The organism is Paenibacillus sp. FSL L8-0436 (genome assembly GCF_038593025.1).
Classification (GTDB): Bacteria; Bacillota; Bacilli; order Paenibacillales; family Paenibacillaceae; genus Paenibacillus_AQ.
In genome coordinates, this window is sequence record NZ_CP151955.1 from 5,371,116 (window position 1) to 5,384,398 (window position 13,283).

Below are 13,283 nucleotides of genomic sequence, written 5' to 3' on the forward strand. Positions count from 1 at the left end.
AGGGATATGCCATGAAGCTTAAATACATGACCTTGACTGCCCTTTTGCTTGTCCTGGCCGTTATTGGCACGGCGTGCCGGGGGAACAATAACCAAATCGTGAATGACTCCGACCTGGCAAGTGCCACCGCGGAGCCGGCCCCCACTCTAAGGATCTTCAATTTCAAGGTCGAAATGGCCGAACAGTTGGACACACTGGTCAAACGGTATCAGGAGGAGACCGGCGTGAACATTGAAGTTGATACATGCGGCGGCGGCTGCGATTATAGTGCGGGATTGAAGACAAAGTTCAACTCCGATGACAAGCCCGACATTTTTTTTGTGGCAGGCTATACCGACCTCGATTTGTGGCAGGAGTATTTGGAAGATCTGTCCGACCAGCCCTGGGTGGGCGATATACTTGATTTGGCCAAGCCGGCTATTACAAAGGACGGAAAGATTTACGGCATGCCGCTCGCCCTGGAGGGCTGGGGCTTCATTTATAACAAGGACCTGTTCCGCCAAGCCGGCATTAATTACACACCAGCCACGCTGACGCAGCTGCGGGAAGCGGCCGACAAGCTTAGGGCGACCGGCATCCGTCCTTTTGAGAATGGCTATGCGGAGTGGTGGATTCTGGGGAATCATCTGCTCAATACCGCATTCGCCCAGCAGCCAGATCCGGTCGCATTTATTGAACAGATGAAAAATGGCAGCGCCAGTCTGACGGACAATACGATATTTAAAGAGTGGACGAGCCTGGTAGATTTGACCGTCGAGTACGGCCAGCCCAATCCGCTGCAGACGGATTATTACACGCAGGTTGCCGACTTTGCGAACGGACGCGCCGCCATGATGCAGCAGGGAACTTGGACGCAGCTGCAGATCGACAAGCTCCACCCGAACCTCAATATCGGATTCTTGCCGATGCCTATCAACGATGATGCGCAAGCCATGAACAAGCTTCCCGTTGGCGTTGCGAATTATTGGGTGGTGCTGAAAAACTCAAGAATAAAGGAGGAAGCCAAAGCCTTTCTGCGGTGGCTCGTATCTTCCGACACCGGCCAGGCGTTCATCGTGGATGATGCCAAGCTCATTCCGGCGTTCAAAAGCATTCCGGCAACCGAAGCTCAGCTTGGTCCCTTGTCTGGGGATATTCTGTCTTATATTAAGGAAGGCAGGACACTGCCCTGGTTATGGCAGCTGTACCCCGGCTATGAAGCGAACACCTCGCAAATGGCCACGCAGATCCAGTCTTATATCGGCAAGCAGATCGGGAAAGAAAAAATGCTGCAGGAATTCCAGACCATCTGGGACGACATGTCGGCGAAAGGAACAAGCGAATAGCAGGGCTGCAGAAGGGAGATTAACAGCCGTTCATGGCTGCTGATTTGCTTTGTCACTTGGCACCAAATCCCCCCCTTCTACCTATTTCACAAAAATTTATTGTCTATTAATAGACAATATAAGTTTAAAAATAATTTTCGCCCTATTTATAATATGGTTCAGCGCGATAGCTGAAACGGCAAGTTGAGCTGATATGAAAAGGACACCCGCAATCAAGTGTCCTTTTCATAAAACCTGCTATTTTCTTCTTACACTAGAAGCAAAAACTCAATGGTGAAAGCCCAAGCTACTTGTCTGCTTGAGCTTTATCATTTCCTTACTCAGACTTTGGTAAACTATTTATAATCATTTAAGGGCCCTTGATCCATTATAACTTCTACCATATTTGAAGGTCTCATCCTGAGAATCTGTAAAATGAACCGGTTCCATTGGACTGAGCTGAATAAACAACAGGAACAACTGCAAGAATATCATCTTTTAATCTTAATTGAATAACCTCTTTCTTCGTTGATTGGCTGCTTCTCCCAACATCGCCCATATGTTCCACTATCCCGTTACCAAAACTTTTGAGAGGAGGTGTCCCCTCCGCACCAAACATAGCTACATCAATCTGCTTTCCATCCTTTGTGTAGACTAAAGCATATATATCATAATCCGTCCCAGTCTTCCAAGATACAGTAGCCGTGATTTCTGGTGTTTTATCAATAATAACTGGCTTTTGCCCTTTATCGAGATTTATCTTACCCTTTACCTTTTCAAGGCTTATGGATAACTGTGAGTATTGATTGTTTTTGTTATCAAGAACAGATACAGTCGAATCAGGTTCTTTTGATGTATGATTTTGAATAGTCTTAGGTTCGGAGTGCTTGTTTGGCTCATCAGCTTCAACCTCAACACCATAGTTTTTACATAACCCTTCAAGCCCGGAATCAAATCCGCGCCAGATTGATTTTGCCTTTGTCTGACCATTCCTTAGATATAATTCCAAAACTACGATTCCATTTTCTTTCGTGAAACTGGATGGTGATAACTGAATAATCGTATTTTCGTTACATATCTCTGCTGTTAAATTCTTTACATTCGAAAATCCCGTGCTATTATCCTCTGTCAGAGTTATAGCTATTTTTGTTATACCTTCAGGGACTTTACCCATGTCGAAATTAATTTTATGAACTTTTGTATTGCCCACTTTCTCGGATGGTAAAAGAGTAGCTACACCTGTGGACTTGTTGGTTGATTATAAAAAATGACCCCGCTGTCTCCTTGTACCTTGTCAGAATCTGTTAAAAGGAATGCTGTTAATGAAATATCTATTAAAGTAGAAATTTCGTGGCTAATCGTAATATTACCTTTTGTGGCACTTAAGGTTGTATTTGCTCCCATCTGAAGAAATTGATTCACTTAAACCACTCCAATCCATCTTCTTCCGAATATATCCGATACTTGCCCAAAGACCAAGATCAGAATGGTGTTTACAAGCATATAGGAAAGTAAAATCCAGCCGGATGTTGCTGCATCCGTATGAAACTGCCGGCTTAATTCAGGCAATGCGACATTGAGCGTTCCGATATTGATTAGAACCAAAAACGCACCGAGACTGGTTACGGATAAGACATACCAAGGATACATCAGATCGTTCTGGAGACGTTTCCTTTGGGTCATGAGATCAACCTCCTGCAATAACCTTACGATCTATCTTCAGTAAAGGTTGAGATGATTTCTTGTGTGGTCCGAGTACGCCCAATACGCGGGAAAATATGGCCTTTTACGTAATCATGCTCGGCTTGGGAAAATCCGGTCATCGCATCAATCGCAAAAATCTGCTGATAGCCATGCATAAACGCTTCCCGCGCAGTCGTATCCACACCAAGTCCAGTTGCGATGCCACATAAAACAATGGTATCGATTCCCCTGCGGCGCAGCTGCAGATCGAGCTCCGTTCCGTAAAAAGCTCCCCACTGCTTCTTGGTAATGATGTGGTCTGTGGCGGCGACCCGCATTTCTGGGACGATTTCATCCCAACCCTCAGGCAGATTCAGTGCAGGTGCAGGGGTATCCAGCTTCGGTTTAGGAATATCCTTCAGGTCCTTGCTGGATACCCTGACCAGGGCAACCATCGAGCCTTGTTCACGAAAAGCATCGGCCAAGACGGCCGCATTTGATACCACCTGCTCGGCGGAATAAGGGGCGTATTGGTTCCCTAACCACTTTTGCAGATCAATGACAACCAGCGCTGTTTTTTGCGGATCAAATAATTTTTCCATACCGACATTCTCCTCATTATTCTAAATTTGACTTTAAGTCACCAATCTTGAACTTTCGGTCATTTGACTTGATGTTTTATATTTTGTACCATGATTCATAGTAAGTCAAGGAGGGAGAATCTTTTTTATGATTGTGACAAGGGAAGAGGTCGTTCAATCAGCGACGGGGCTTTTTAAAGAACGCGGGTTTCTTTCGACGACGATACAGGATATTGCCGATGATTGCGGTATTGCCAAAGGATCGGTCTATAAATACTTTCCTTCCAAAGAGGATCTCTTTAGCGAGGTATTTAATCAATGTCATAACAACTATTTTGATCAAGTCGATGAGCTGACACGTCTTCCCGGACTATCGCCGGAAGAACAGTTTGTTCAGCAGATCGTTTTGCGATTCCGCTACTTTATGGAGTACAAACATATTCTGGTCGAATTTACTGAGCTCCCTATTCAACAGGATCCCAAGTTCCAGCCACTCAGACACAAGGTTAGGGGGCGGCTCATCCGATGGCATAGAGATTGTTTGCTGCATGTGTATGGCGAGGAAATCCAACCGTTCTTATGGGATTTGGTTGCCATCTATCGGGCGATTCTGAAGGAATATCTATTTTGGATTGTATATGAGGAGAGGTCGTTATCACTCGAGGAAACGGCGAAGTTCATCTTGGAAAAGCTCCATGTGCTCGTTAAGCATATGATGACGTCCGATCTTAAGTCTATGCTGAACCAAGCTTCATTCGAGAGGTATTTAAACTGGGGATTCGAGGACCGGCAGGGTGGGAAGAGGCAGATTCTTTCAGAACTGTTTCGGGAGATGGATAAGGCCATTAACACGATCCCGGCCGGCGCCGTACATCGTTCGGAAATAAGGGAGCTTTACCGTTTTATCCAGACTGAGGTTAGCAAGGAGACAGCGAATCATCCGTTAATACAGGCCTCGCTGCATTATTTGGAGAGGGAGAAGGAACTTAAAAGTCTGGTCGTTCAGTTGAGGAATATTATATTCTCGGGTATTTAGCCTGATGCCTTTCTGGTCAAGCGGATAAAGCGAGCGCAGATCAATTACCTCTGCTTCGATTCCCTCTTTCGCCAGAGCTCTTGCGGCACTAAGCGCATCATCCACTTGCTTGCCATACGTAATAATGGAAACGTCGCTTCCTTCCCGCTTGATGCTGGCTACGCCAAAAGGAATCGCGGCAACCTTGTCGTCCACCTCATATTTCTTGGAATACAGAACCTTGCTCTCGATATACACCACCGGATTGTCATCTTCAATCGCAGTCAGCATCATCCCCCAGGCATCCTGAGCGTTGGAAGGATAGACCACCTTAAGTCCCGGAACATGCGTCACCCAGGCCTCCAGTGATCCGGAGTGCTGTGCCCCCGCACTGATTCCACCGCCTGCCGGCAGCCGCAGTACGAGCGGCACGGAGATTTTGCCGCCGAACATGTATCGCATCTTCGCAGCCTGATTCACCAGTCCATCCATGCCGAAGGTCAGAAAGTCAATGAACATCAGCTCGGCAACCGGTCTCAGCCCTGTTGCTGCTGCCCCTACGGAAGCCCCGACAATAATTCCTTCGGAAATCGGGGTATCCCGTACCCGCTCTTCACCGAATTGCTCCCAAAGCCCCTTCGTTACCCCGAAGGTTCCTCCGTACGGCCCGACATCCTCCCCAAGCAATACCACATTCGGGTCCTCCAGCATTTTGCTGCGCATACCTTCACGGATTCCTTCACCATAGGTCATTTTTCTCATCTGCTGCGCGCCTCCTCAACGATATCGGAATAAATGCCTTGAACCGAAGATTCCAGAGCCGGATAATCGCTGGCAAAAGCGAAATCAAGCGCCTCTTGAATCTCCCCGTCGACCTCATCTTCGAGCTGCTTTAACTCGCCTGCCGTCATTAGCTTGTGCTCTGTAAGGTACTTCTCAAATCTGGGAATCGGGTCCTTTTGCAGCCAGGCCTCTACTTCTTCCTTCGGTCGGTAAGCTCCCGGATCACCTTCGAAGTGTCCATGCTGTCTGTATGTTTTGAATTCCAACAAGGTAGGACCTTCACCATTTCTCGCCCGCTGTACCGCCCCTTGCACATGTTCATACACCGTAACCACATCGTTGCCGTCGGCCGTAAGGGAAGGCATGCAATAGCCCTCGGCACGTTTGGCAATATCCTTGATCGTCTGATGTCTGGCCTGGCTGACCGATATCCCATACAGATTGTTCTCGCATATAAAAAATACTGGCAGCTTCCATAAACTCGCTAAATTCATCGCTTCATGAAATGTGCTCTGATTCGTGGAAGCATCTCCGAAAAAGCACACGCTAACCTGATCGCTTCCTCTATAATGAGCGCTCCAAGCCGCCCCGGTTGCAATCAGATGGCCTGCACCAACAATTCCGTTGGCGCCCAAAATGCCCAACTCCGCATCTGCAATATGCATCGAACCGCCTTTGCCTTTACAGTATCCGGTTTCTTTGCCGAACAGCTCTGCCATCATATATTTCAGATTCCCGCCCTTGGCCACGATATGTCCATGCCCCCGGTGGGTACTCGTAATATAATCGTCATCCCGCAGATTGGCGCATGCCCCGACGGCTATTGCTTCTTCCCCGATGTACAGATGGACAAAGCCCGGTATTTTCCCTTCAGCAAAAAAGGTGGATGCAGTCTTTTCAAACTTCCGGATACTCAACATCTTCCGGTACATCCCGCCAAGCAATTCTTTTGAAATATGCAAGTGAATCCCTCCTCTTGATTTGGCCTTCACCTATATACAGAGCAAATTTCGTGCCAACTTTGCAGGATTCTCTAATTTTATTTTTTCCAGGCCTGTTTCCTGGAATTATAGCTGTCAGATGGGATATCCAGTCGAGTGAACGGCGGCAGCAAAAAAAACCCTTTCCCAAAAAGGGAAAAGAGTGTTTGAGATTTTCCCATTATGGGAAAATTCCCGGAATGGGAATATGGATGAGTTAGCCAAAAGCTCTTATTTTGCGTAAGAATACACAAATAGACAAGAACTTGTATCACTTAGATACAAGTTCTTTTTGTACTAAAGTCCCCCTTTATTGAATTAACCCCGTGTGATCTTATGTGACGTTGGTATGAGAAGTTAATGAGAGAGCCGATAACCGCGTAATAGGGTTATCGGCTCTGTGTCTGTACGGCTAGCTCTTTGACATGCGTTTATCAGCAACCTCTCGGTTATGTCACTTGTTGCTTGTCTTTTTGATCAAGTCCACGCCATCGTATGCCAGACTTTCCACACTTGCAGCCTTCTGCAGTATGTAATGATCAAAAAAGTTCTTCGTATAGTCTGTAACAAGATTTCGCATCTCCATAGCATCCCGTTCGCCTCTGAGTTCCTCATTAACACTGGTAAACACGATGTCGCAGTAATCAAAATGCGCAACACGATCAACAGAGAAATAATAGGTTTCCATGCTATTGTTAGCGCCAATTATCGCATTCATGTTATAGTTAGGTTCACAAAACAGTAGCAAGAAGGGTTTCTTAAGGTCGCTGTCGTGAAGGCCGAACGCACCGCTATCCAAGCCAATCCCGCAGGCGAACCGGCCGTCGTCCCGGCAAACAATCGCCGTCGTAGGCCCTCCATAAGAATGTCCGACTATGCCCATGCCGATGTCAAGCAACAATCTGCCCTTAAAGATGGAATTCAGCTCTCCAGAGTCCAGTTTGTAAAGATAATCGGCTACATACCTTACATCTTCTGCCTGTAATTCACTATACTCTGTTAACTTGGCAAGTATCGGCAGTGTAAGCACGTTATGGCACATCTCAATGGCAGTTTCATCGTCAGGCCGCATCTCCATCTTACCAGCCAACGCCAGCATCTCCGGATCTTCAGAAAACGCCATAATGACATCCGAAAAATCCTTTGATACATTAAACAGGCGCCCATCTTTACGCTTATACATCGTGCTATTCTGATGGCCGATGCTTACCACAACATATCCCATGCTTGCCAAGTCTGTACAGATCACTGTACCCCATTCTGGAGAACCGCCCCCGCCGCAAACATAGAATAACACCGGATAGCGCTTTTCCTTCCCGGAGAGAGCAAGGTCGTCGTAACACCGGGTCTTGATATCTATAGAGAAAATATTCTTCCCTTTAAGATACGCAGTGACAAGTGGCTGCCCATTTAACATCTCGTAGACTTCAGGAAACATGTACGTTGATGTAGTCTTACCTTCGCTACTGTCGGACGGATAGTACACAAACGCTGTCAGTTCTCTTTTTGAGTGATCTGATGCCGTGTACTCAAAATCCATCTGGGTTCGACCGACAGTATAGCCGCCAATTGGTTCTGGAAATGCGTCATAAGATTTCATTTTCTTGTCCCCCCTTAATTAATAAAAGTGGCGAATGTGAAATACATACATTGCGCTATAAGCGCTTTTCAAAACTGTGAAACTATTACATCCTATCTTCAGTGAATCATATCTACTCCTTGGCTTTCTTGAGATCGCTAACAATTTCAGAATATTTATGATCTTCAAGCAGCCCATGACCCATAAAGTCAGCAAAGTACTTGCTAATCTTATGTTGCAGCTTAGAGTCCTTAATATCGAATTCCCTAAAAAACATGACTAAATTAAACTGCATTGACTCAAACATAAAAGAAATCAGGTCGTCGTCAATATCAGGTCGGAGATATCCATCAACCCTCATTCGGCGTAAAATGTCCTTGATTAAGGGGAATGACTCGCCCTTTAGCACATTCAGATATATTTTAAGCAAAATGTTCTCAGGAATGTATAAAAATGTTTCAGTGAGTTTGATTTCCAACTCATTCAGTGGCTCGGTCACAATGCCATTAACGTTACCAAATAAGCCAGTAAGGAAAAACCGGAAAAGGGAATCTTCATTACTGTTATTAAAATACGCAGCTCTTTTCCGGGTCACATTACGTATTAAGAGACAATAAAGGTCGTCTTTGTCTTCAAAATACCGATAAAATGTTCCAGGGTGCATGGACAAACTATCCAAAACCATCTTCATAGTTATTTCCTCGTAAAGATTATCAACAAAAAGATGCATAGCGCTATTCGATATTTCCTCGCGCCTTGCTTCATCTAAACGAAAGAAAGTATTTTTTGGCATAGATTACTCCTTAATGTGAAGTGTGAATTGATTCACACTATATCGATAATTCATTCACATGTCAAGTAGTATTGAAATATTAATATCATTATAACTAGAGTAAAGAGCTGGTTTGTACCCAGCCCCTCCTCATCAAACCGTACGTGAGGTTTTCCCCCATACGGCTTTCCGATGTTCGTCACTCATGGGCATGCAACCTTCACGGCCTTGGCTCCATAAGCTAGTTTCCTCCAACGAGTTGTTGAGTATTTTCTTTACCTCTTGGATAAACTTGAACAAAGCAGGGCCCCTTAAAGCGTCAGGCACTGCTCCGGACAAAATGATAACGCTAACAATAATCTGCAGGTATTGAACTGTTCTTACGGCTTAACCGTCCTCAAAAGGACGGTATCCGTTTCAGCGGGAAATAGAAGGATAATTTATAGCGTGAAGCATATAAATTTTTATATTTTAAAAAAAGTCCCGCAGCTACGCTAATAGCCCGGGACCACCTTTAATTTTGTCTCGCGTTGATCTAAACCAGATTCCAGAACATTGCCGTATTCGCTGCGGTAATCATGGTGAACAGAATGGTGTTCAAGAAGGAGGCCAGCCACACATTGTTGGTCTTCTCAAAAATCTTCCGGGCATATACAGCAGCTATTAGGAGAAGCGGCACCATGGCGAACAGCAGAATACCGTTTAAGGATTGCTCTGGATAAAGTGCAACACCCGTAATGAAATCTTTGCCATATTGAGCTGCCATCCAAAGAATAAGTCCGCCCACATTCAGAATAATGGATAGCAGATATCCCCTTCTTTGCCCTCTTGTATTGGCATTTAGTGCAACAACACTGACAAAGTAGTAAATAAAGAAAAATGGCATATACCGAAGCCCCGTGATCAAATGCTCGATTTCAAAGGTACGTACAGCAAAGGTCCAAAGACGGAAATCTGTGCCAGCTACTGCCTGCACGGCGAACAGCAGCAGATAACCAACGAACACAGCTGCAATGGCAGTGCACAAGCTGGCGATGATGGTAATAGAGTTCAGATGGATCCCATAGCTGCTGAATTTCGTACCCGCCTGCTTTTTCGAGAAATAGTAGAACGCACAGGTTATAAAGGCAATAATGAGACCGGAGACAAGCGCCCAATATCCAATCTGATTTGTTGTAGGTTCGTTAAAGTAAGAACTGGTCGAGAGAATACGACTTGATTTTTCAAAGACGATCCACAAACCCAGCGAAATTACCGCCAGCAACGCACTTCCTATGCCTATGTTTTTCATTTTGGCGCGGACATCCGGGTTCGCCTTCTGGCTGTTGGCCAGAATAAAGCCTGCGGCCGCTGCGGCCAAACAAATGATTAGCAGGATCATGGAAATTACACTCAGAACATTCAGTCCATCCGCTTGCTTATCCATTAACGTAGGGAACAATATGGCCGGAAACAACGTCGAGAACACAATGGCTGCCCAATAGGCGATTCTCTGCATCCCGGTTGAAGGCGCGCTTACCGTGGTTGTGGAAGCCGTGACCGAACGCTTCAGGAATGGAGCTTTCAGCAGCAAGCTGATCAAGGGAACCAGTAGCAGAAAGAAGCCCACCAATGCTATAGCATTGCCCGTTTCTTTCATCCACCAGATTTGATTGCCTGAACCAAGATCAGCGTTTGTCTGGTTGGGTGAGGTCACACCTTTAAAGGCATGGGCATAAAAATCAATAAAGCTGGCGGTTGCAGTTTTGGAAAAATGGTTCCACGGGTGAGTCTGGCTAGGTGTAAATAAGATATGCTCACCGCTCTGCGCTGGACGAACGACCTTATCTTCAAGCTTCAATTCTCCAGATTCTACAGTGTAGAACTTTCCCGTCTCTGCAGCCGGATTGTCCGCGGCAAGTCCAAGGAATCCTTTGCCCGAGATCGTTGCCGCAAAATCCTTTTCCGTAACGGTCCCCTGTACTTTCTTCTCGGTTGCACTCTTTTCATCATCCGACTTATTGAAGAAGAACTCATCATATTTCCCCGCAATCATGCCTACCGTCCGGCTGCCAAAAGCAGCTTGAATCTGATCCTGAGGAGCAACCGCGGAGGCGTAAGAGAAATCGGCACCCGCAGAAATCCCGGCATAAATCATGCGCTGTCCGGTCTGTAGCGAGGTCAGTTCATCCATGTACATAGCTACCAATGAGGAGAATCCGCCCATCGAATGGCCGCTGACCGCGACATAAGCGTTACCCTTATCATCTTTTTTGGTGTAATCCTGTTCAAAAATGTACTTGGACGCGTCAAATTGGGAATAAACCCAGAAGGTGCCGAATAAGTCCTTCACGGGGATGTCACTTTCCCAGCGCGAATCACCGTGATCATACATATCAAGCGCCAGGACAATATAACCCCGTCTGGACATTTCGATCGCCGGAGCATCCTGCATTTCTTTAGTATTCAGATAGCCATGTGTCGTTATGATTACCGGCCTGGGATCCTCTGCACCAGCCCCAGTGGGTGTATAGAGCAGCCCGGAAAGTGTACCATGATCACCCTCGAATTTAATTTCTTTCACGTTCACCGAATAAAATGAAGTGTTAAACATATTGGCGATCAGACTTCCAAGAATGATCAGACTCAAGGCTAAGGCCAGTAAGCCCTGTGGTTTTTTGAATTGCGAAACCATTTTACTCATTATAGATAGCTCCTTTGTCTTGAACTTATGGGGTTATATCATCATAGCTCCTTAAATGTAAGCGTTATCAATACTCGCAATAGGTATAGCAGCGCTAAGAGATCTAACGCTGATACCTTTTGAGCATGTGATCTTTTTATTTCAATTGATCCGAAAGCTCCTTAAAAATAACCCCAAGCGCATAGGCACCCGCATCCGGATATCCAATGCTTCTTTCGCCAACAGTGCCTGCGCGTCCCATACGTGCCACAATAGCTTCTGTCTTTTTGGCTCCTTCAATGGCTGCATCGGCCCCCTTCACAAAAGCGGTTTTGAAATCATCTCCGGCCTGACTGCTCTTCGACCAGGAATCTGCACAAGGCACAAGAGCGTCGATCAAGGTTTTGTCCCCCACCACGGCTCCACGCCCGAATGAACGTTCACCGACTGTTTGTATGCCTTGTACAGCGTCCTGCATCATGTCAGCAAATTCAGAAACACTTATTTCTGTTTTCGCACCAACAGCCTTACCCGCTGAACGGAATGCAGAACCCCAGATCGGTCCGGAAGCCCCTCCGCAATATTCCATAATAACCAGTGAACAAGCATTCATAAAGCTTCCTATGTCCGCTTGGCTATGTGCCAGAATATCTTTCCACTCCCGCTTCAACTGCCGGAATCCTTTGGCAATACTCATCCCGAAATCGCCATCACCCGCATGTGAATCCAGTTCACAGAACGGAACTTCATTTCTAATAATGATTTCGCTCATCTTGTCTAACAGATAGACGAAATTATCGAGTGTAAAGGTATCGCCATTGATCTTGGCATATGCTTCAGGTGTTTCTGTCTCAAAGGATACAGATGATTCTGTGAGATTGTCCCGGGCAATATCAACATACGGAACGCTTTCCGTAGGCCCTGAAACTTTGAAGGCAGGGGTATCGCTTTCCTTGAATAAGAGCATTTTCAGTTCTTCGTCCAATTTCATAAGGGTGATGGAGGCTCCGGCCATATCAATGCTTGTCATATAGTTTCCGACGAAGGTTTTACAAATCTTAATATTTTTCTTCTCTGCTAATTCCCGGGTCACGGCGTTATTTAACAGATACAGCTCCAGCAGCGGAGTTCCCCCAAATCCGTTAACGAGTAGTGCAATCTCGGAAGAAGCTTCGCCCCCGATCTTTAAATCCGCTAAAAGTGCCTCCACCATACGTTTTGCCAGACTATCGGCAGTTGCTATTTTTTCGCGGCGGATTCCCGGCTCCCCATGAATGCCGACGCCATATTCCAGCTCATCCTCAGCAATTTCGAAGGTGGGGGTTCCCTTGGCAGGAACCGTACATGAGGTTAATCCGAAACCGATGCTGCGGACATTTGCAGCCGCTTTCTCCGCAGCGGCTTTCACCTGCGCCAGACTCCAGCCCTCTTCTGCCGCCGCCCCGGCAATTTTATGCACCAGTACAGTTCCGGCTACTCCCCGGCGCCCTACCGTATATAAACTGTCCTGTACCGAAATATCATCTTCTACCCGGACATAATCGACTTCAATCCCGTCTTCTTCAGCCAAAAAAGCTGCGTTCTTGAAATTCATCATATCACCGCTGTAATTCTTTATAATCATCAAGGTACCCTTTTTGCTGGCGGTTGCCTGAATGGCCTGATATACCTGGATCTGGGACGGGGAGGCGAAAATATCTCCGCATACCGCCGCATCCAGCATGCCTTTCCCCACATATCCTGCATGTGCAGGCTCATGTCCGCTGCCGCCGCCACTAATCAGGCTGACCTTATCTTCATTGATTTCTTTTTTCTTAATGATTTTATACTTCCTCACAAATTCAAGCTCCGGATGGGCCATGGCAATGCCATTGCACATTTCAATGACCGTGTTCTCCGGCTGATTGATGATCTTCTTCATGGA

10 protein-coding genes and 1 pseudogene are annotated in these 13,283 nt (G+C 46.2%); 2 read left to right on the forward strand and 9 right to left on the reverse strand.

Annotation, left to right across the window (positions count from 1 at the left end; translation table 11 throughout):
• The first annotated feature begins 11 nt into the window (after positions 1 to 11).
• Positions 12 to 1,325, forward strand: coding sequence for an ABC transporter substrate-binding protein (locus NSS79_RS24740; RefSeq protein ID WP_342436539.1), 1,314 nt, complete (start codon positions 12 to 14; stop codon positions 1,323 to 1,325).
• Positions 1,326 to 1,660: 335 nt separating this feature from the next.
• Here the strand turns inward: NSS79_RS24740 and NSS79_RS24745 are convergent.
• The 3 genes and pseudogenes from NSS79_RS24745 to NSS79_RS24755 all read right to left on the reverse strand — a co-directional run bounded on the left by NSS79_RS24745 (position 1,661) and on the right by NSS79_RS24755 (position 3,589).
• Positions 1,661 to 2,726 (reverse strand): annotated as a pseudogene (locus tag NSS79_RS24745) (TerD family protein).
• A complete protein-coding gene (locus NSS79_RS24750) occupies positions 2,727 to 2,987 on the reverse strand; it encodes an MFS transporter (protein WP_342436540.1) in 261 nt (86 codons plus the stop codon). It lies immediately after the preceding pseudogene.
• A 23-nt stretch (positions 2,988 to 3,010) separates the two neighbouring features.
• On the reverse strand, positions 3,011 to 3,589 hold the full coding sequence (locus NSS79_RS24755) for a hydrolase (protein WP_029196621.1): 579 nt from the start codon (positions 3,587 to 3,589) through the stop codon (positions 3,011 to 3,013).
• Positions 3,590 to 3,716: 127 nt separating this feature from the next.
• Between NSS79_RS24755 and NSS79_RS24760 the strand changes: the two genes are divergently transcribed.
• Positions 3,717 to 4,604: a TetR/AcrR family transcriptional regulator gene (locus NSS79_RS24760; RefSeq protein WP_342436541.1), complete on the forward strand. Its 888-nt coding sequence runs from the start codon at positions 3,717 to 3,719 to the stop codon at positions 4,602 to 4,604.
• Here the strand turns inward: NSS79_RS24760 and NSS79_RS24765 are convergent.
• From NSS79_RS24765 to dhaK, 6 genes are all read right to left on the reverse strand, one after another.
• Positions 4,512 to 5,345, reverse strand: a complete 834-nt coding sequence (locus tag NSS79_RS24765) for a transketolase C-terminal domain-containing protein (RefSeq protein WP_342436542.1) — start codon at positions 5,343 to 5,345, stop codon at positions 4,512 to 4,514. The two genes, NSS79_RS24760 and NSS79_RS24765, sit on opposite strands and share 93 nt — an antisense overlap.
• A complete protein-coding gene (locus NSS79_RS24770) occupies positions 5,342 to 6,298 on the reverse strand; it encodes a thiamine pyrophosphate-dependent dehydrogenase E1 component subunit alpha (RefSeq protein ID WP_342440433.1) in 957 nt (318 codons plus the stop codon). The genes NSS79_RS24765 and NSS79_RS24770 overlap by 4 nt, the downstream gene beginning before the upstream one ends.
• 502 nt (positions 6,299 to 6,800) lie before the next feature.
• Positions 6,801 to 7,946 (reverse strand): choline esterase, encoded by a 1,146-nt coding sequence (locus NSS79_RS24775; RefSeq protein WP_342436543.1) that lies wholly within the window; start codon positions 7,944 to 7,946, stop codon positions 6,801 to 6,803.
• Between the two features lie 112 nt (positions 7,947 to 8,058).
• Positions 8,059 to 8,718, reverse strand: coding sequence for a TetR/AcrR family transcriptional regulator (locus tag NSS79_RS24780; protein WP_342436544.1), 660 nt, complete (start codon positions 8,716 to 8,718; stop codon positions 8,059 to 8,061).
• A 514-nt stretch (positions 8,719 to 9,232) separates the two neighbouring features.
• Positions 9,233 to 11,380, reverse strand: coding sequence for a hypothetical protein (locus NSS79_RS24785; RefSeq protein WP_342436545.1), 2,148 nt, complete (start codon positions 11,378 to 11,380; stop codon positions 9,233 to 9,235).
• Positions 11,381 to 11,516: 136 nt separating this feature from the next.
• Positions 11,517 to 13,280 carry a dihydroxyacetone kinase subunit DhaK gene (gene dhaK, locus NSS79_RS24790; protein WP_342436546.1) on the reverse strand — a complete coding sequence of 588 codons (1,764 nt, stop codon included), beginning with the start codon at positions 13,278 to 13,280 and terminating at the stop codon, positions 11,517 to 11,519.
• Positions 13,281 to 13,283 lie beyond the last annotated feature (3 nt).

Excerpts from the sequence above, each read along its gene's own strand:
- NSS79_RS24740 (WP_342436539.1), top strand. The coding sequence starts at position 12 with ATGAAGCTTAAATACATGACCTTGACTGCCCTTTTGCTTGTCCTGGCC.
- NSS79_RS24750 (WP_342436540.1), bottom strand. The coding sequence starts at position 2,987 with ATGACCCAAAGGAAACGTCTCCAGAACGATCTGATGTATCCTTGGTAT.
- NSS79_RS24755 (WP_029196621.1), bottom strand. The coding sequence starts at position 3,589 with ATGGAAAAATTATTTGATCCGCAAAAAACAGCGCTGGTTGTCATTGAT.
- NSS79_RS24760 (WP_342436541.1), top strand. The coding sequence starts at position 3,717 with ATGATTGTGACAAGGGAAGAGGTCGTTCAATCAGCGACGGGGCTTTTT.
- NSS79_RS24765 (WP_342436542.1), bottom strand. The coding sequence starts at position 5,345 with ATGAGAAAAATGACCTATGGTGAAGGAATCCGTGAAGGTATGCGCAGC.
- NSS79_RS24770 (WP_342440433.1), bottom strand. The coding sequence starts at position 6,298 with ATGTACCGGAAGATGTTGAGTATCCGGAAGTTTGAAAAGACTGCATCC.
- NSS79_RS24775 (WP_342436543.1), bottom strand. The coding sequence starts at position 7,946 with ATGAAATCTTATGACGCATTTCCAGAACCAATTGGCGGCTATACTGTC.
- NSS79_RS24780 (WP_342436544.1), bottom strand. The coding sequence starts at position 8,718 with ATGCCAAAAAATACTTTCTTTCGTTTAGATGAAGCAAGGCGCGAGGAA.
- NSS79_RS24785 (WP_342436545.1), bottom strand. The coding sequence starts at position 11,380 with ATGAGTAAAATGGTTTCGCAATTCAAAAAACCACAGGGCTTACTGGCC.
- dhaK (WP_342436546.1), bottom strand. The coding sequence starts at position 13,280 with ATGAAGAAGATCATCAATCAGCCGGAGAACACGGTCATTGAAATGTGC.